Raw genomic sequence first — 16806 nt, 5'->3', positions numbered from 1 at the left:
TAATAACCTAAAGTTCGTCTCGTTATCGCATCAACAAGAAAATTATACCAATTTTTTCTCTTTCCTTATAGAAAAAAGAACAAGCCCTCCCTCAAAATATGAGAAAACAACTTGCTCTTCCATTCTATTTTCTTTACCCCACAATATTCTCTAACTCATTATATAACTCCGCTCGTAAAAACTCTTTTTTCGTTTTTTCTTCATACAATTGTTCAAGCATTTCAACATCAACTACATGTTCCATTTTACATTCAAGTGCATATATATCTTCTTCTATATGCATTAACTCGCTTTCAACTTCCTCTAAATTCCTAGCCTTCTTCTTTTTTATAGGCATTACTTCTAACGCTCTATTCCCTTGCTGTTGCTGCTTCTTTTTTGCTACTTGTTTCTCAATTCTTTCTTCCCACTTTTGACGAGCCCATGCATAGTTCCCTGCAAACTCAAATAATTTGTGCTCATCAATCCAATATGTCTTTTCAAACAATTTATTTAAGAAATAACGATCATGTGAAACAGCTAAAATCGTCCCGTTATATTGTTCAAGGGCTTCCTCTAAAACTTCCCTTGATTCAATATCAAGATGATTCGTCGGTTCATCTAAAATGAGAAAGTTAACATCTTGATACATAAGTTGCGCGAGTCTTAACCTCATTTTTTCTCCACCGCTAAGTTGCGTTACTTTCTTAAAAACAGCTGGACCATAAAATAAAAACCGAGCTAATATATGTCTTGCTTCTCCCTCTGCTACAGCTACACACTCTCTAAAAGCTTCCAATACATTGTTCTTCATATTCCCGTACGCATGTTGCGATAAATAACCGATTTTCACACTACTACCAATCCGAATTTCACCAGTATCTTGCTTCATTTCTTCTAGTAGTAATTTTAATAACGTAGTCTTTCCTGTACCGTTACGTCCAACGATAGCTGCGCGCTCCTGAAAACGAATATGCAAATTTACTTTCTCGAATAAAGATCTGTCAGCAAATCCTTTACTCACTTCTTTCATTACAACAACATCTTTCCCGCTTCTCTCTTGCCCATCAAACTGAAGTCCCATCTGTTTTCTATCCAAAATGGGTCTCTTTAGTTTCTCTATGCGCTCTAATGCACGTTCCATATTTCTCGCTCTCTTATGCAATCCTTCATTCGGCGGATTCGCTTGATTTGCCCATTCTCGCAAGCGCTTAATTGCTTCTTTCATTTTCTTTATTTTCTTTTGCTGTTCTTGATACGCTTGAAATTCTTGAAGCAATCTTTCTTCCTTTTCCTCGACAAATTGTGAATAGTTCGTATGATATACGTGAATTTCTCCATCTTCTAAATCAAAAATTTTCGTTACAACTTCATCAAGGAAATAGCGATCATGTGAAATGATCATGACTGTTCCTGTATACTCTTTTAGAAATTGCTCTAACCACTCGACTGCAAATAAGTCCAGATGATTTGTTGGTTCATCTAATAAAAGTAAATCTGGTTTCTGCAATAGCATATACGCAAGGCTTACTTTTGTTTGTTCTCCACCACTTAACTCCATAAATGATCTTGGAAATAGTTCCGTCACCTGTAGACCATTTGCTACCTTCATAATATTCGCTTCTATTTCATAACCACCGAGAAACGCGTACCTTTCTTGAATTACTCCGTATCTCTCCATCAATTTTTGTAAAGCAGATGATTCCTGTTCTTCCGCCATATTTTTTTCTAAAGCATGCATTTCTATCTCCAACTCTTTTTCCTTTTTAAAAGCGGAGCTTAATACATCATATACATTCATTTCATTATTGAATTTTGGAATTTGTGCTACATGACCGATGCATGTACCTTTCTTCATATGAATGGCTCCTGCATCCAAACTCTCCATTCCTGTTAGAAGCTGAAAGATAGTTGTCTTCCCACTACCGTTACGACCAACTAATCCAATACGTTCTCCATTCTTTATTTCAAGCGATATATTTTCAAATATGATGTTTCCACCAAAAGATTTCTTTACATTATTTACACTACAAATTGTCATTTTCCGTACTCCTTTCAATATAAAAAACCATGGGAAAGAAACATTCCCCATGGTTTTTGTCATAGAAAAAGGAAGCCAAATAGCTCCCTTTTCACACGTTTATCAAAAATGGGTGAAGAGACTTCTATCGTTCAATAGCTACTATGCAATTGTTAAAAAAGGGCATACGTATCCCGTTAACAACTACATCATGAAAAATCGCACGACAAATATAGATATAATCTAAAAATTTTGCGCGCGTAGCTAAAGAACATTTCATCTCATTCACTCCTTTCGTACGGAATTTAATACTTACTTCTTTATTATACTTCCCCGATTTATGTTTGAATAGTCATTTTTCTGAAAATAATGAAGATAGACTAAACATTTCAATAAGTGACATCAAATCTTACAAAACTGTTATGTTCACGTAATGGAAAGCGATAGTACGAAAAGATACCTCCCTATACAATAAAGATGTAAACAAGAGAGACAAAAACAAGGAGGAAACAATCATGATGAAAGAAATCGTAAAAGCAATCTTTGAGGTATTAGTGAACGGACAAGCAGTTGTAAAAGAACTAAACGAACTATAAAAGGGAGGAAAGAACTATGATGAACATGGTAAAAATGATCTTACATGCTTTAGTTGATGCGAAAGCAGTTAGCCATGAATTAAACCAACAATAAAAAGGGGTATATGAATATGAAGAAAGCCATTATTGTAATCGCAAGTACAGCAATTGCCTTATACACAATAAAAAATAGAAAAAAGAAACAAAATGAAAATGCTCTATATTATCCATACACACTATTAAAGAAAAAATAAAAGACAAGGTACCCTATTGCAATGAGGATATCTTGTCTTTTATTTTTCCCTATTCCCTTTAAAGGATTTCCTTCTCCTTTTCCCGAATGTATTAAGCGGGATTTTTACATATATTTTAAAGGGGCATATACAAATGGATACACAACAACTATATTTTTTAAACGATATCGGTAAACAAAAACCAGAAAGCATTCGGAACAGAAGCGCTGCATGTCCTTTTTGTGACAGAGAAAATTTAACGGATATTTTAGCAACTGAGGGCTCTATTATTTGGTTAAAAAATAAATTTCCTACATTAAAGGATACCTTTCAAACCGTGCTAATCGAAACAGATAATTGCGAAGACCATATCGCAACATATACAGAAGAACATATGAGAAAACTAATTCGCTTCTCTATTCTCCATTGGTTAAACTTACAGGAAAATGAAGAATTCACTTCTGTGATTTTATACAAAAATCATGGTCCATTTTCAGGCGGAAGTTTGCATCATGCACATATGCAAATTATCGGAATGAAACATGTAGACTATCTTGAAAATATTGAGGAAGCAAATTTCCAAGGGGTAATTGTTCAAAAAAATGAACGCATTGAACTCAATATTTCAGAGCGTCCTATTATCGGCTTTACTGAATTTAATATCATCATTGAAGATATTGCATTTATAGATGAAATGGCCAATTATATTCAGCAAACTGTACGTTACATACTGACAGATTTCCATAAAGGATGTAGTAGTTATAACTTATTCTTCTATCACTTAAACAGGAAAATCATTTGTAAAGTTGTTCCTAGGTTTGTCGTTTCACCGTTGTATGTAGGATATAAAATACCGCAAGTTTCTACAAAACTAGAAGATGTGAAAATACAACTAGCGCAGTATTTCACGAAAGAAAAGGATGAAATTATTCATAAAAAAACAGAGTAGGTATAGAAAACCTACTCTTTGATTACACCTTTATTTCGATAGTATACATCCTCTAATCCGATGTTATACTTCATATTGTTATCCGTCCACTCTGGTCCTAAATTCCCTGGCCATCCAGATGTATTCGCTATATATTTCAGTAATGCAAAATCAGTCAAACCTTTTTGCACCCCGCGCTTATAGCCTTTCATTAAATGTGGCATTGCAATTTGCGCATTTGTACGTGGATCTTTCAGCTCTTCATCAGTTAAATGATCTGGCGCAAGCCCACCACCGCGGTGTAATTGAAACAATCCGAATGAAGTTCCGTTATCTCCAACACTTCTTGGATTTAACCTACTTTCATGTTCGGCAATTGTAAGAGGTATCCATTCCGGAAGGTTTACTTTCTTTGCTTCCTCTATAATGATTTGTTTCATCTGTTTTGCTTCTTCTGAATCAACATAGCTTGTTTCATTCATTAGCTTACCCATTCCTTCAGACTTTCCTTGGAAATATAAATACACTCCAAGAACAACTAAAAATCCTACAAAGAATTTCTTCACTACCTCTACCTCTTTCTCCGCTGAAATTTGTCCCCTTTCAGCCTTCCCTTTACAATTACCACACTCTATCACTCTCTTACTCTCTTACTCTCTTACTCTCTTACTCTCTTACTCTTTAATCATAGCAAATAACTATACATATTATCATCATGCTTTAGACCGATTTTGTGAAAAAACATATGGTAAATACGTGCAAAAATGTAACTTACATAGACTATAACTTATTTTTTGTATATAATTGTAAATTGAATTCCATATATAGAATAGGAGAATACATAAATGAAAAGAACTCTACTAATCTTTTTCGGCATTTTACTACTCATTCCTATACATACCTCTGCGCAAACATCATCAAAACCAAAAGTACTCGTTTTGTATAGTACAGAAGACGATAAAATTACAAACAATGTACAAATCCTTAATACTCAGTTAGGACACTTTACAAATAATATAACAGTAAAAAATTTGAAAGAAATAAGTAAAATTACTGATTCAACTTCTTATACACATATTGTTTATATCGGAGAGAAAAAAGAAGATCTTTCTACTAAAGCAAAACAATTTCTAGAAAACTTCTCGGGTCCAGTATTAGTTTTAGGACAAAATGTTGAACAATTATCTAATCGTTTTTCTTTCATTACCTCGAAAGAAACCGATATACGAATTCACACTATAGAATATCCGACTAACCAGTTAAAAAATGAATTACATGAAGAACGCTTAATGAAGAAAGTTGAAACAAAAGGAACAACTCTTGCTTACGCCTTGAGTGCTGATGGAACTCATCCGTTAATCGTTCAGCAAGGACCATCCTATTATGTCGCGACTCCAAACCTTTTTGATTGGATGTCTCATTACGTCGGTGAAATGCTATTTTCTTACTTTGAACAAAAGCCTATGACAAATAAAACTTTAGCTTATTTACGTCTTGAAGACGTTCACCCAGCTGTAGATGTAATGCAATTAAAAGAAATCGCTGAATTACTAAAAGAGAAAAAGCTCCCTTATATGATTACCGTTATCCCTGTTTACAAAGATCCAGACACAGGAAAAACAGTACATCTAAAGGATAATTCTGAATTAATCGATGTTTTACGCTTTATGCAAGATAATGGTGGCTCTATCGTTATGCATGGTTACACCCATCAATTTTATGATAGTGAAACTGGCGAAGGTTTTGAATTTTGGGATGTAAAAACTGATCAACCAATTCGTCAACCGAACCATGAAAAGCCAAAAACAAAAGACGATTTCCAATCTACAGAGGACTATAATAAATACGTTGAAAACGGAAAAGCCTTTGAAGAAAAGTATATTAAAGAGCATATTGAAAAAGGGATTACAGAGCTTGTAGAAGCTAAATTATATCCAGTTGCTTTTGAAGCTCCGCACTATACAATGTCTCAAAAAGGATATGAAATACTATCACAATATTTTTCAACTTATGTAGGACAAATACAACTAAACGATACAACTTGGAAATCGATGCACTCACCGGCTTATATAAGTACACCTTCATTTTTACATGGGATGAAATTAATTCCTGAAACGGTTGGCTTTATTGAAGAAGATAAGCCACAAGCTATAGCAAAAATGAAAGAACGTGCTTTATCTGTCGAAAAATTATCCGATGGAATTATCGGTGCATTTTATCATCCTTACTTGGGCGCTAAACCATTAAAAGAAGTATTAAAAGAACTAGAAAGTATTCCAAACATAGAGTGGGTTGATTTACAAAAAGAGACGAATGAAGTAAAAATGAAAGATATTCATATTACTACTAATAAAGACGGCATTCATGCTGAACAGCCAACAAGTGCGAAGGACATAATTGATTATATAAAACAATATGGGTTCTTCCTTATAATTGGGTTCATTATAATTGTCTTTCTTTTATTATTAAGACGCGCGAAAAAATTAGAGTCATAATAAAAACACCAAGCGAGATGCTTGGTGTTTTTTCATCTATATTATTTAACAATTAAGTTTGTTATTATATCAAATAATCCAATACACACTACGGCAACAGTAAAGTAGCTACAGAAATCTTTAATTGGAAACTTCACTACTTCTTCTTTACGCATCCCAGTTTTCTCCCTTCTTAATATATCCCTAATTATTTTTTATCTATTTGTATCTATTATGCAAAAAATATGACAAATTTACTATCGAATTAACTTACTTAAACCTTACAATGTTGTAAGGTTTAAAAAAGAACCCCATCTAAATAAAGATGAGGTCTATTAAAAATCAGTTGGTTTTTCATTCTTCATTAACATTACAAACAGAAAGTAATACAGTGAGACTTTCTAGTTACACTATATGAAATTCACTATATTTTAACCATCGAATTACATTACAGAAGGCTTACAGATTTGTAAGCTATGTGTAATGTAATTCGATAGTTTCCCTTACCTATATTTCGTACAATAAGGTTAGAAAGTAAGCCAAATAAGAAGAACACTCACATAACCAAATTACATTGATAGTGACCCAATCTTCTTATACTTTCATTTTTGTTACTACAATGTGTCCCCTTCCCCTTTATATAAAAAATGCCCTAGTTTATATGAACTAGGGCATTTTTATGCACCAAACAAATACCCCTATCTAGTATTTTTCCTTTCGACAAAAAATAGATGGGGGTATATTTTTGCTATCTCATCGCCAAAAGTTTACTCTTCGCATTTATAGGAATACTTGTAGTCTCAATCTCTTCAATTGACTCACCGTAACGCCCTTTTGCGAACACCTTTAACGCTTCGTCTCTCTTTAACATATGTTTAACAGTTTTCTTTATTTTTTGTTCTCTTCCACGTTCATCAAATGCAATAAATTCATATTCATACCATTCATCACCGACATGCTGACCAATCGTATCCACGATTGTATAGTATTCTTTCGTCGTATAAAGTGGATTATATTTATCAATAACTGGTCCAAGTTTCGTAGGTAATAACACTACTACTATCGCTATCATCGCTATTACAGTAGCAATCATTTTTTTCTTCATAATACGTAATCGCCCTCCTCTATTGGATACTTATTCATCCATTCTAAATAGAACGAATGAAATCTACCATTCAATCCCATTACATTCCCCTTACATTTTTGTAAGAATAACAAAAAAAGATGAACGAATTTTCTCGTTCATCTTTTAGCTTGCTTTAAAACCACCGCCAAGTACATCACGTACATCGTGAATGACAACGAAGGCATCTTCATCAACTTGGCTAATAACTTGCTTTAACTTAACAAGCTCTTGTTTATTAATAACAACATATAATACTTCTTTATTTTTACCAGTATATCCGCCGCGACCTTCTAGTACAGTAACACCGCGTGTCATGTTTTTCGTAATGGTCTCACGAATTAAGTCTGGCTGATTTGAAATAATCGTAACAGCCTTTTTTGTATCCATTCCTTCTACAATGAAATCAATCACTTTCGCTCCGATGAATACAGCAACAAGCGTATACATTGCCTTTTCTTGTCCTATTATAAATACAGAACCAGCAATTACAATAATATCAATAATAAGTACGCCTTTTCCAACACTCCACCCTAAATATTGATTTGCTAACTGTGCTAAAATGGCTGATCCTCCTGATGTACCTCCAGCTTTGAACATACACCCTAATCCGATACCTACAAATACACCCGCGAATAAAGCGGCTAATAGCGTATCGCTGTTTACTTGATACTGAATATGTTCTGTAACATATAAAAACAAAGATGTTTCTACAATCCCTAAAATTGTATAAACCATCGTTTTCTTATCAAAAAATTTATAACCAATAGCTAATAAAATTGCATTCAAAACAAGATTCGTAATTCCTGGTGACCATCCAAATAAATAATAAGTAACAACCGTTAGACCGATGATTCCACCTTCTGATAAACGGTTTGGAATTGCGAAGTAATTAATACCAATTGCAAATAGTAATGAACCGATTGTAATTAATGCGATTTCCTTCATACGTTGATTAACCATAGTTCATCCCTCCCCCCATTTGACATTGTATCACTATCTCCTAGAGGTTTAGAAGTGGTTTTTATTACGCATTTTTTCTCATAATGACTGAGACATTATGTTTAAACAAAGGGGTGATTAATTATTCATATTTTCTCTAACTGTACGAACAAATCGCTCCACATTCCCTTTCTGAATATACTTAGCTCTAACCATTTCATGATTACAAGTAAATTCAAAATACGGATGAAAATCTATGCTATCTATATGTAAATATGAATACTCTCTAAATGTTGAAGGATAGTACGGAAATTCCCCGTAAAACAGGAGACGTCTAGTAGTGGCAACAAAAATTCCATGTTGATAACATAGCGTAAAATTATCCTTCTCAAATATTCCTACCACAAAGGCTAAAATCTTTTCGTCATCCTCTACATATTTTTTTATACTCGATAAAAGTTCATTCATGTATATCCCTCCAAATTCTATTCATCGCTTTAACACTTGAAAAGACTCCATGGATTGTTATAAACCGGTGTAACTCCTTTATAAAGTATGAAACGCGTTTCCTGTCAAAGATATTTCAAAAAAATAATCCGTTATGTGATTATACACATAACGGATTCCAGCTAAACTGTAGAGCGTTCCACAAGTTTATAAGGCATTTCCACCTTTTCTTGTTTAGAACTCTCATCATTTACTTGCCTGTAAAACATTTCAAAAGCCGTCTTACCTATTCCCTTTAAATTTTGGTCAATGGTTGTAAGTTGTAAAACTTGAGAAATCGGTTGATTATCAAAACCAATAATCGCTAAATCCTCAGGAACTTTAATACCTAATTTTTCAACTTCTGTCATGATTCCAATCGCAACTTCATCTCCTGCTACTATTAAAGCTTCCGGGAGATTCTGCATCTCCTTTAACTTATGAGCCACTCTCACACCATCTTCTAATGTAAAACATTCTGTAAAAATCCATTCTTCATTCACTTCTTCATCTATAGATTGCAGTTGCTGTTTATAAGCATCAAAACGTTTTTGACTACTCGGCCCTAATCTTCTTCCCGTACAATAACCGATTTTTTTATAATTTTTTTCAATCAAATAATTCATCCCTAATTGAAAAGCAGCTGAATGATTTGTATATACACTCGAGATATTTGAAATATCGTTATCCTCACAAGCAATTATTGTGCCGTAAGAAGCATACGGTTCTATCACTTCCCAATCATTTGCACGTGAACAAATAATAAGCCCATCCAACTGTTTTGTCTTTAACATATGTAAACTCTTCATTTCTTCCTTCTTATTGTAATTCGTTTGGCAAAGTAGCACTCTGTAATTATGAGCTAACGCTCCCTCCATCATTCCTCCTACCATTGCATCGAAGCTCGGATGATTAATATAAGGCAGAATTACACCAACAATATTCGTCTTTCCTTTCGATAAATGAACCGCATTTGCATTTTGTGAGTAATTCAATTTCTCAACTATTTCTAAAACAACTTTCCTTTTTTCTTCACTTACATACGGATGATCATTTAATACCCTCGAAACAGTCGTAACTGAAACCCCAGCCATCTTTGCAATATCTTTAATATTAGCCATACACTCACCTCTACTTTTAACTTAATGAATCACATGAACATATGTCAAATCTTCTCATCATGACACTTTCATTCGTTTTTCTTACAAAAGTGTAATTTTCCTGTAAGCTAATTCGATAGTGACTCTCCGCAACATTTCATATAATTAAGTCAGAAACAGGGCAACAACCATTTGAAAAGGAGCGGATCTATATGATGAACAAAATGAAAACGAACAATTCCTTAAATACAATGAGCTTGGTATTTTCCGCTCTTATCGATGCAAAAGCTGTTGCTTCTACATTAAACAAGTAAGGAAAATGCATTATGAACAACATCACTTTTAATAAATTAGATTTTTTAGGACTAGCTAGCGGCACGGTTCTTCTTACTGCTTTCATTTACGCTGCTACACTATAACTTTGTGTCCCCTTTCCCCTTTATATAAATAGTAATAGAAAAGACGACCGTCTATGCTCGGTCGTCTTTTCTTATTTTTGATTTGGCTGCAAAACTTCCTTTAGTTCGTCAAACTTTGCATTTAATTCATCTGTCATCATTTTCATAGCCGTTTTTCGATCTATTTGTTCTTCAGCATCGATTTGAATTGGGTCTCCAAAAACTAATCGCGCTTTTTTTCCTTTTATCAATTCTTTTACGCTTGATGGACCAACATAAGCTGCCGGTATTAACGGAACATTAGAACGCATTGCAATTGTAACAGCCCCAGCTTTTAGTGAAACGTCTTCTGATGATCTCGTCCCACTTGGGAAAATCCCTACTACTTTCCCTTCTTTTAATAAACGCGATGGAATTTTCAATGTGCTTGGCCCTGGATTCGCACGATCTACAGGGAATGCATTTACATTTTTAAAAAACCAGTTTTTAAATTTCCCTTCAAACAATTCTTTTTTTGCCATGTAATGAATTTGGGTTGGGTACATTCCTGCTGCTAACATTAAAACGTCCATAAAGCTTGTATGTGTGCAAGCAACAACGTAAGGGCCACCTTCTGGTAATTTCTCTCTCCCTTGTACTTCTACTTTCCCGGCCATTTTAAATATATATTTCAACGAAAATGTAATTGGTTTATACATTCATTTCGTTCCTTTCTAAACATCCGAATTGGAATCATATTCTTACAACGATTATAACACTAAGTTTTAGGAGTTGGTAATAAAAATAAGTATTTATTGTTAAATTTCAATTCTTACAAAAGTGTAATTTCCTTGTAAGCTAATTCGATAGTGACTTCCCCCAATCTCTTATACAATTAAGTCAGAAAGTAACAACAACCATTTGAAAAGGAGCGGATATATATGATGAACAAATTTAAAACGAACAATTTCTTAAATACAATGGGCATGGTATTATCCGCTCTTGTCGATGCAAAAAATGTTACTACTACATTAAACAAGTAAGGAGAATTTATAATGAATAACATCACTTTTAACAAATTAGATTTTTTAGGATTAGCTAGCGGCTCGGTTCTTCTTACTGCTTTTATTTACGCTGCTACGCTTATATGAACTTTGCGTCCCCTTTCCCCTTTATATAGAAGAAGACGACCGTCTATGCCCGGTCGTCTTCTTAAATTTTTCTTTCCTGTAACTCTTTTAAAAGCTCTATCAGCTCAGCCTGCTGTTCTATCTTCTTACGACCATTCCGATTAATTGCTGCAAGTTCGCAGGCAACTCCAGCAGCAAAGAAAAACAATAAACTTTCTAACATGTAAAAATCCTCCAGTTACCTATTAAACAGCTTGACGCAATTGATCTTCTTGTAAAACTTGTTTATTTATATTTTCTTCTTTTCTCTGACAAACATTATTACGAATAAGCGCTGCAATAACGAGTAATGTTCCTACAATATCAAACATTGTTATTTTATATCCTTGCATCATCATAATAACTAAAGTAGTAATTGGTACAAAGTTAATAAATAAAATGCCATTAATTGATGATAAGATTTTCACACCATAGTTCCAAGCAAGTAGTGCTACGATACCTGGTAATGTCATCATAAATAACAAGTCATATTTCACAATAGAGATCGTTTCCATACTTGGAATTGATACATATCCAAACGCCGTAATGATTACAGTTATAATCCCTGTGACAGTCGTACCAAATACACACGTCAACGTAGAATAACGTAATGTTGACCAATCGCTACACGTTTGACCACCCATCGTATAAATAACCCAGCCTACAACACCAACAAATATAAATGCTAGTGAAAACATATTATCTTTCAATGTTAAAAAGAAACTCATATCACCTTTCGTGATAACAAATACAGCCCCTACAAACGCGATAATCATGCTCGTTATCATATACTTCTTCGGCTTTATATTTTTATATCCCCATAAAATACAAATTGAAATCATAGGCATAAGCGCCTCCATAACAGAAGCTACCATTACACCTGATCTTCCCATTAACATTTGTCCTAGAAAAATTAATACATTGTATACGGTAAACGCCATTGTTCCAAAAAAGACGAGTAACTTTCCTCTTCCTTCTAAGCGAAATGCTTTCTTTCCTTCTTTCATTAGCAATAATACAATCAGTACAATTGCTACCGCCCCATAACGAATTAACGAAAAATAAAACGGATCTATGTATTCTAGCGCATGATCAGCAACCGGAAACATCGCTCCCCATGACATACTTGCAATTAAACACGCTAAAGCACCTATTATCATTTGACCTTTTCTCACCACAATCCCCCACTTCTTTCTATTTGCACAAGGAGAATTGTAAAAGAAAAAATATATCACGTAAAATGATTCAAAATGATGCTAACTATCATTTATAATGATAGTTAACATCAAGGGGGAGCATAAAATGGAATTACGAGACTTACAAATCTTCCAGAGCGTTGCTGACCGAGGTAGTGTAAGTAGCGCAGCAAAAGAGTTAAATTACGTACAATCAAATGTAACCGCGCGTATTAAGCAATTAGAAAACGAGCTAAAAACACCTCTCTTTTATCGTCATAAACGAGGCATGACTTTAACAGCTGAAGGCAGAAAAATGCTCGTTTATGTTAATAAAATTTTGCAAGATGTTGAAGAGCTAAAACAAGTGTTTTTAGATAGTGAAACACCATCTGGTATATTAAAAATTGGTACAGTCGAAACAGTCAGTACATTACCTACCATCTTGTCTTCTTACTATAAAAGCTATCCAAATGTCGATTTATCATTACAAGCCGGTCTAACGGAAGAACTTATTAGAGAAGTACTCGATCATCAATTAGATGGTGCTTTTATATCAGGTCCTATTAAACATCCACTAATTGAACAATACGATGTTAGTACTGAGAAATTAATGCTTGTTACACAAAGTAAAGCTTTTCATATAGAAGAATTTACTACGACGCCCCTACTCGTTTTTAATCAAGGATGTGGATACCGTTCCAAGCTAGAACGATGGCTTAAAGATGAAGGTTTGCTACCAAAAAGAATTATGGAATTTAACATATTAGAAACAATATTAAACAGTGTTGCACTTGGCCTTGGAATTACACTCGTACCACAGTCTGCCGTCCAGCATCTTTCCAAGGCAGGTAAAGTACATTGTCATGCCATCCCTGAAAAATATGGTAGTATTTCAACAGTTTTCATACGTCGCAAAGATAGCTACATGACTAATTCAATGCGTAGCTTTTTAAAAACAATTGAAGAGCATCATCATATCAATATGCTCTAAAAGACATTCTTACACGAATGTCTTTTTTTCTTACAAAAGTGTAAGTCTTACGTAAGCTAATTCGATAGTTGCAGGCGGCTATATTTCATATAATTAAGACATAAAGCAGGGCAACAACAATTCGAAAAGGAGCGGATACGCATGATGAACAAAATGAAATCAAACAACTTTTTTAACACAATGGGCATGGTGCTATCCGCACTTGTCGATGCAAAAGCAGTTGCAACTACATTAAACAAATAAGGAGAGATTATAATGAACAACATTACTTTCAACAAATCAGACTTTATCGGGCTTGCAAGTGGAGCGACTCTTCTTACAGCTTTCATTTACACACTCGCTCAAAGTCTTGTTTAACAATTCGTTTCCCCAAACCCCTTTATATATAGAAAAAGCTGCTCGTCTTATAGACAAGCAGCTTTTTAGTTTGTTTCATATATAATTTGGCCTGTTTTCTTAATATCGTATCCGCCAATCGCTTTTAACTCATTATGAAATTCTTCCGATTGCAGAATGTCTTTCATAACTTCAATAAGCTCTTCGTTTTCTTTATTCTTCAAAATTACTAAATCATACTGTTCTTTCATTATTGGAATAAAGTCTACGTTCACAATTTGGGAAAACTTTTCTGATCCTACCCCAACATCAGCTTTTCCATTCGCGACTTGCGAGGCAACACCAAGGTGATTCGATTCTTCCCATTCATACCCGTTAATATCTTCTTTACTTAATTTTTGAATTCGCAATTGCTCATCCACTAACACCCTAATACCAGAACCTTTTTCTCGATTTACAAATCGTATAGATGACTGAGATAAATTAGCCCATGTTTTTATATTTTGTGGATTCCCTTTTTGCACATAAAACCCAACATTTCTTGCTAATAAATTAATCATAATATATGGTTGTCCAACTAAAATACGCTTTACGTACGGAACATTATATGTACCTGTTTCGCCATCAAACAAATGCAAACTAACGACGCTTCCTTCTCCTTGGTACATCTTCACTAAACTCGTTAAACTGCCCTGATATGCTCTTAATATATTAGAGTTTGGCAGACGATTTTCTATATGCTTTGCCAACATATCTAACGTTAGTTCTTGACCACTAATGATGCGTGTATTCGAACTACTAATTTCGTCCTTCTTTACAGGAGTAAATTGTACCTTCCCTGTTTTCATTTGCTTTATATATTGTTCTAAATCCACTGCATCAATGCGCATCTGTCTACCAACTCTATAAGAAGGCAGTTCTCCTTTTTTAATTAAGTCGTATACAGTTAGTTTTGATACTTTTAATCGCTTTGCTACTTCTTCCGTTGTGTAGGAATGATGATCCATAGACGATTCCTCACTTTCTTCCTTCATTGTAACAAAGAAAAGAATATTTCTCCTAGTTTTAAAAAACAACTATACCGTTCAAATTATATTCAATTATAACTAGTTATAATTAGTTATAATTAGTTATAATTGAATATATCAAAACAAAAGGGGATTTTTTTATGAATAAGTTTACATTACGATCCATTGGGGCACTTATACTTTCTTTTCTTCTTATATTTAGTGCTGCATGTACAAGCGGAGAAAAGAAAGAGAAATCAACTGCTAAAGAAGGAAAAACAGTAGAACTTACTATATCCGCTGCTGCAAGCTTACAAGATGCACTAAAAGAAATTGAAACAAAATATAAAGAAAAAGAACCTAATATTAAACTTTCTTTTAACTTCGGTGCTTCTGGTGCACTTCAACAACAAATTGAACAAGGTGCGCCCGCTGATTTATTCTTCTCAGCAGCAGAAGATAAATTCCAAACTCTTGTTAAAAAAGGATTCATTGATGAAAAAGAAGGGAAAAATCTTCTTGGAAATGAACTAGTTCTAGTTGTCCCAAAAGATAGTTCTCTTACAAAATTCCAAGATTTAAAAGATGAAAAAATCAAGAAAATTGCACTTGGTACACCTGAATCCGTACCTGCGGGAAAATATGCAAAGGCTTCTCTCACACATGAAAATCTTTGGAATGACATTCAAAATAAAGTCGTATTTACAAAAGACGTTCGCCAAGTGTTAACATATGTAGAAACAGGCAATGTCGATGCTGGTATCGTATACAAAACAGATGCTCTTATTTCAGACAAAGTAAAGATTGGTGAGCCAGCAGCAGCTACTTCTCATGAGCCAATCCACTATCCTTTAGGTGTTATAAAAGAATCTAAGCACAAGAAAGAGGCGACTTCATTTTATGAGTATTTGCAGTCAAAAGATGCACAATCTATCTTTAAAAAATATGGATTTACAGTCCTATCATAATTGCCATGAGCTTTGATGCTATTTTGTCACCTGTCTTTCTATCCTTGCGAGTAGCTGCGTGCGCCACAATAATCGTTACGATCTTAGGAACGATTATTGGACGAGCATTAGCGCGCTCCTCGTGGCGATATAAAGTACTACTAGAAACTATTTTCTTATTACCAATGGTGCTTCCACCAACTGTTATCGGCTTTTTTCTAATTATCATTTTCGGAAATAACAGTCCCATTGGAAAGTGGATTGAATCATTATTTCAGCAGTCCATTATGTTTACATCTACTGCTGCTATCATTGCTTCTACAGTCGTTGCATTTCCGCTCATGTACCAATCAGCAAAAACAGGATTTTCTATCGCAAATGTACAAATTGAAGATGGCGCGCGCGATCTTGGTGCAAGTGAATATCAAGTTTTTTTACATGTCACACTCCCGCTTGCATTTCCTGCGTTACTAAGTGGTATGATTTTAAGCTTTGTTCGCGCACTTGGTGAATTTGGTGCAACTTTAATGTTTGCAGGAAATATACCTGGCAAAACTCAGACGATTCCAACGGCGATTTATATGGCTATTGATGCAAGTAATATGCAACTAGCTTGGACACTTGTAATCATAACGATTAGTATGTCCCTTCTATTCTTACTATGTATTCAACTCATTAATAGCAGAATTACTACTTCTTAAAGCAACTTTCGACAAAAGTTGCTTTTTATTTCCCGAAAAATAAAATGATTTGATTATTGACTGAATTTTACCTCTTATTTAAATATACATTTTATTCAAATTCACTTTCTAAAATAGGTAATTTCCTGTTATTATATGAAAGTGTTTCAAAAAATGAAGAAATGAAAACGCATTTATATCGTGAATTCTTCATCCTGTTTTAGCGATCGGTAATCTTCTACTCTATTAGTGGGACATTAC

Annotated in this window: 20 protein-coding genes; 9 read left to right on the top strand and 11 right to left on the bottom strand. The window is 34.1% G+C overall.

Features of this window, described 5'->3' with window-relative positions:
• Nucleotides 1-133 precede the first annotated feature (133 nt).
• Together abc-f and ACFVQC_RS25295 are read right to left on the bottom strand one after the other, a co-directional pair.
• A complete protein-coding gene (gene abc-f, locus ACFVQC_RS25300) occupies nt 134-2020 on the bottom strand; it encodes a ribosomal protection-like ABC-F family protein (RefSeq protein ID WP_377899555.1) in 1887 nt (628 codons plus the stop codon).
• 124 nt (nt 2021-2144) lie between these two features.
• On the bottom strand, nt 2145-2279 hold the full coding sequence (locus tag ACFVQC_RS25295) for an RAxF-45 family protein (RefSeq protein WP_002139888.1): 135 nt from the start codon (nt 2277-2279) through the stop codon (nt 2145-2147).
• 420 nt (nt 2280-2699) lie between these two features.
• Between ACFVQC_RS25295 and ACFVQC_RS25290 the strand changes: the two genes are divergently transcribed.
• Both ACFVQC_RS25290 and ACFVQC_RS25285 read left to right on the top strand, forming a co-directional pair.
• Nucleotides 2700-2828 carry a hypothetical protein gene (locus ACFVQC_RS25290; RefSeq protein ID WP_002029408.1) on the top strand — a complete coding sequence of 43 codons (129 nt, stop codon included), beginning with the start codon at nt 2700-2702 and terminating at the stop codon, nt 2826-2828.
• 133 nt (nt 2829-2961) lie between these two features.
• The gene (locus tag ACFVQC_RS25285; RefSeq protein WP_002063487.1) at nt 2962-3756 is read left to right on the top strand and encodes a DUF4931 domain-containing protein; all 795 of its coding nucleotides are present in this window, start codon (nt 2962-2964) and stop codon (nt 3754-3756) included.
• Nucleotides 3757-3767: 11 nt separating this feature from the next.
• Here the strand turns inward: ACFVQC_RS25285 and ACFVQC_RS25280 are convergent, their stop codons facing one another.
• The gene (locus tag ACFVQC_RS25280) at nt 3768-4301 is read right to left on the bottom strand and encodes a transglycosylase SLT domain-containing protein (RefSeq protein ID WP_000713256.1); all 534 of its coding nucleotides are present in this window, start codon (nt 4299-4301) and stop codon (nt 3768-3770) included.
• Nucleotides 4302-4580: 279 nt separating this feature from the next.
• Between ACFVQC_RS25280 and ACFVQC_RS25275 the strand changes: the two genes are divergently transcribed.
• Nucleotides 4581-6230, top strand: coding sequence for a DUF2334 domain-containing protein (locus ACFVQC_RS25275; RefSeq protein ID WP_377899554.1), 1650 nt, complete (start codon nt 4581-4583; stop codon nt 6228-6230).
• Nucleotides 6231-6957: 727 nt separating this feature from the next.
• On the opposite strand, the gene ACFVQC_RS25270 is transcribed toward ACFVQC_RS25275, so the two are convergent.
• The 4 genes from ACFVQC_RS25270 to ACFVQC_RS25255 form a co-directional block, all read right to left on the bottom strand.
• The gene (locus ACFVQC_RS25270) at nt 6958-7314 is read right to left on the bottom strand and encodes a YxeA family protein (RefSeq protein ID WP_377891789.1); all 357 of its coding nucleotides are present in this window, start codon (nt 7312-7314) and stop codon (nt 6958-6960) included.
• Nucleotides 7315-7458: 144 nt separating this feature from the next.
• Nucleotides 7459-8295 (bottom strand): YitT family protein, encoded by an 837-nt coding sequence (locus ACFVQC_RS25265; RefSeq protein ID WP_377899553.1) that lies wholly within the window; start codon nt 8293-8295, stop codon nt 7459-7461.
• Between the two features lie 117 nt (nt 8296-8412).
• Entirely contained in the window at nt 8413-8742 is a 330-nt protein-coding gene (locus tag ACFVQC_RS25260; RefSeq protein WP_377891785.1) for a PH domain-containing protein, read from the bottom strand.
• Between the two features lie 161 nt (nt 8743-8903).
• Nucleotides 8904-9881: a LacI family DNA-binding transcriptional regulator gene (locus ACFVQC_RS25255; RefSeq protein ID WP_377891782.1), complete on the bottom strand. Its 978-nt coding sequence runs from the start codon at nt 9879-9881 to the stop codon at nt 8904-8906.
• 305 nt (nt 9882-10186) lie between these two features.
• Between ACFVQC_RS25255 and ACFVQC_RS25250 the strand changes: the two genes are divergently transcribed.
• Nucleotides 10187-10279 (top strand): DUF3948 family protein, encoded by a 93-nt coding sequence (locus ACFVQC_RS25250; protein WP_012260201.1) that lies wholly within the window; start codon nt 10187-10189, stop codon nt 10277-10279.
• Nucleotides 10280-10350: 71 nt separating this feature from the next.
• Here the strand turns inward: ACFVQC_RS25250 and ACFVQC_RS25245 are convergent, their stop codons facing one another.
• Nucleotides 10351-10956, bottom strand: a complete 606-nt coding sequence (locus ACFVQC_RS25245; protein ID WP_377891779.1) for a lysophospholipid acyltransferase family protein — start codon at nt 10954-10956, stop codon at nt 10351-10353.
• Nucleotides 10957-11292: 336 nt separating this feature from the next.
• On the opposite strand from ACFVQC_RS25245, the gene ACFVQC_RS25240 reads away from it, so the two are divergent.
• Nucleotides 11293-11388, top strand: a complete 96-nt coding sequence (locus ACFVQC_RS25240; RefSeq protein WP_070127837.1) for a DUF3948 family protein — start codon at nt 11293-11295, stop codon at nt 11386-11388.
• A gap of 61 nt (nt 11389-11449) precedes the next feature.
• Here ACFVQC_RS25240 and ACFVQC_RS25235 read toward each other — a convergent pair whose 3' ends face one another.
• Nucleotides 11450-11590: a YrzO family protein gene (locus tag ACFVQC_RS25235; protein WP_377899552.1), complete on the bottom strand. Its 141-nt coding sequence runs from the start codon at nt 11588-11590 to the stop codon at nt 11450-11452.
• Nucleotides 11591-11612: 22 nt separating this feature from the next.
• Nucleotides 11613-12581: a DMT family transporter gene (locus ACFVQC_RS25230; RefSeq protein ID WP_377891774.1), complete on the bottom strand. Its 969-nt coding sequence runs from the start codon at nt 12579-12581 to the stop codon at nt 11613-11615.
• 127 nt (nt 12582-12708) lie between these two features.
• Here ACFVQC_RS25230 and ACFVQC_RS25225 point away from each other — a divergent pair, with 127 nt between their 5' ends.
• Nucleotides 12709-13575: a LysR family transcriptional regulator gene (locus ACFVQC_RS25225; protein ID WP_377891771.1), complete on the top strand. Its 867-nt coding sequence runs from the start codon at nt 12709-12711 to the stop codon at nt 13573-13575.
• 255 nt (nt 13576-13830) lie between these two features.
• Complete coding sequence (locus ACFVQC_RS25220) at nt 13831-13932, top strand: DUF3948 family protein (protein ID WP_001060020.1); 102 nt, start codon at nt 13831-13833, stop codon at nt 13930-13932.
• Nucleotides 13933-13997: 65 nt separating this feature from the next.
• On the opposite strand, the gene ACFVQC_RS25215 is transcribed toward ACFVQC_RS25220, so the two are convergent.
• On the bottom strand, nt 13998-14945 hold the full coding sequence (locus ACFVQC_RS25215) for a substrate-binding domain-containing protein (protein WP_377899574.1): 948 nt from the start codon (nt 14943-14945) through the stop codon (nt 13998-14000).
• 134 nt (nt 14946-15079) lie between these two features.
• Here ACFVQC_RS25215 and modA point away from each other — a divergent pair, with 134 nt between their 5' ends.
• Together modA and modB are read left to right on the top strand one after the other, a co-directional pair.
• Complete coding sequence (modA, locus tag ACFVQC_RS25210) at nt 15080-15886, top strand: molybdate ABC transporter substrate-binding protein (protein ID WP_377899551.1); 807 nt, start codon at nt 15080-15082, stop codon at nt 15884-15886.
• A 5-nt stretch (nt 15887-15891) separates the two neighbouring features.
• Entirely contained in the window at nt 15892-16566 is a 675-nt protein-coding gene (gene modB / locus ACFVQC_RS25205; RefSeq protein WP_377899550.1) for a molybdate ABC transporter permease subunit, read from the top strand.
• Nucleotides 16567-16806: the final 240 nt, after the last annotated feature.

This window comes from Bacillus sp. NPDC057893 (genome assembly GCF_042796455.1).
Classification (GTDB): Bacteria; Bacillota; Bacilli; order Bacillales; family Bacillaceae_G; genus Bacillus_A.
This window is presented reverse-complemented; position numbering and strand designations above follow the sequence as displayed.

Bases quoted from the DNA above. Each gene is read 5' to 3' on its own strand.
- ACFVQC_RS25245 (WP_377891779.1), bottom strand. From the start codon at position 10,956: ATGTATAAACCAATTACATTTTCGTTGAAATATATATTTAAAATGGCC.
- ACFVQC_RS25270 (WP_377891789.1), bottom strand. From the start codon at position 7,314: ATGAAGAAAAAAATGATTGCTACTGTAATAGCGATGATAGCGATAGTA.
- ACFVQC_RS25215 (WP_377899574.1), bottom strand. From the start codon at position 14,945: ATGAAGGAAGAAAGTGAGGAATCGTCTATGGATCATCATTCCTACACA.
- ACFVQC_RS25290 (WP_002029408.1), top strand. From the start codon at position 2,700: ATGAATATGAAGAAAGCCATTATTGTAATCGCAAGTACAGCAATTGCC.
- ACFVQC_RS25220 (WP_001060020.1), top strand. From the start codon at position 13,831: ATGAACAACATTACTTTCAACAAATCAGACTTTATCGGGCTTGCAAGT.
- ACFVQC_RS25260 (WP_377891785.1), bottom strand. From the start codon at position 8,742: ATGAATGAACTTTTATCGAGTATAAAAAAATATGTAGAGGATGACGAA.
- modB (WP_377899550.1), top strand. From the start codon at position 15,892: ATGAGCTTTGATGCTATTTTGTCACCTGTCTTTCTATCCTTGCGAGTA.
- ACFVQC_RS25250 (WP_012260201.1), top strand. From the start codon at position 10,187: ATGAACAACATCACTTTTAATAAATTAGATTTTTTAGGACTAGCTAGC.
- abc-f (WP_377899555.1), bottom strand. From the start codon at position 2,020: ATGACAATTTGTAGTGTAAATAATGTAAAGAAATCTTTTGGTGGAAAC.
- modA (WP_377899551.1), top strand. From the start codon at position 15,080: ATGAATAAGTTTACATTACGATCCATTGGGGCACTTATACTTTCTTTT.
- ACFVQC_RS25235 (WP_377899552.1), bottom strand. From the start codon at position 11,590: ATGTTAGAAAGTTTATTGTTTTTCTTTGCTGCTGGAGTTGCCTGCGAA.
- ACFVQC_RS25295 (WP_002139888.1), bottom strand. From the start codon at position 2,279: ATGAAATGTTCTTTAGCTACGCGCGCAAAATTTTTAGATTATATCTAT.
- ACFVQC_RS25225 (WP_377891771.1), top strand. From the start codon at position 12,709: ATGGAATTACGAGACTTACAAATCTTCCAGAGCGTTGCTGACCGAGGT.
- ACFVQC_RS25285 (WP_002063487.1), top strand. From the start codon at position 2,962: ATGGATACACAACAACTATATTTTTTAAACGATATCGGTAAACAAAAA.
- ACFVQC_RS25275 (WP_377899554.1), top strand. From the start codon at position 4,581: ATGAAAAGAACTCTACTAATCTTTTTCGGCATTTTACTACTCATTCCT.
- ACFVQC_RS25265 (WP_377899553.1), bottom strand. From the start codon at position 8,295: ATGGTTAATCAACGTATGAAGGAAATCGCATTAATTACAATCGGTTCA.
- ACFVQC_RS25255 (WP_377891782.1), bottom strand. From the start codon at position 9,881: ATGGCTAATATTAAAGATATTGCAAAGATGGCTGGGGTTTCAGTTACG.
- ACFVQC_RS25240 (WP_070127837.1), top strand. From the start codon at position 11,293: ATGAATAACATCACTTTTAACAAATTAGATTTTTTAGGATTAGCTAGC.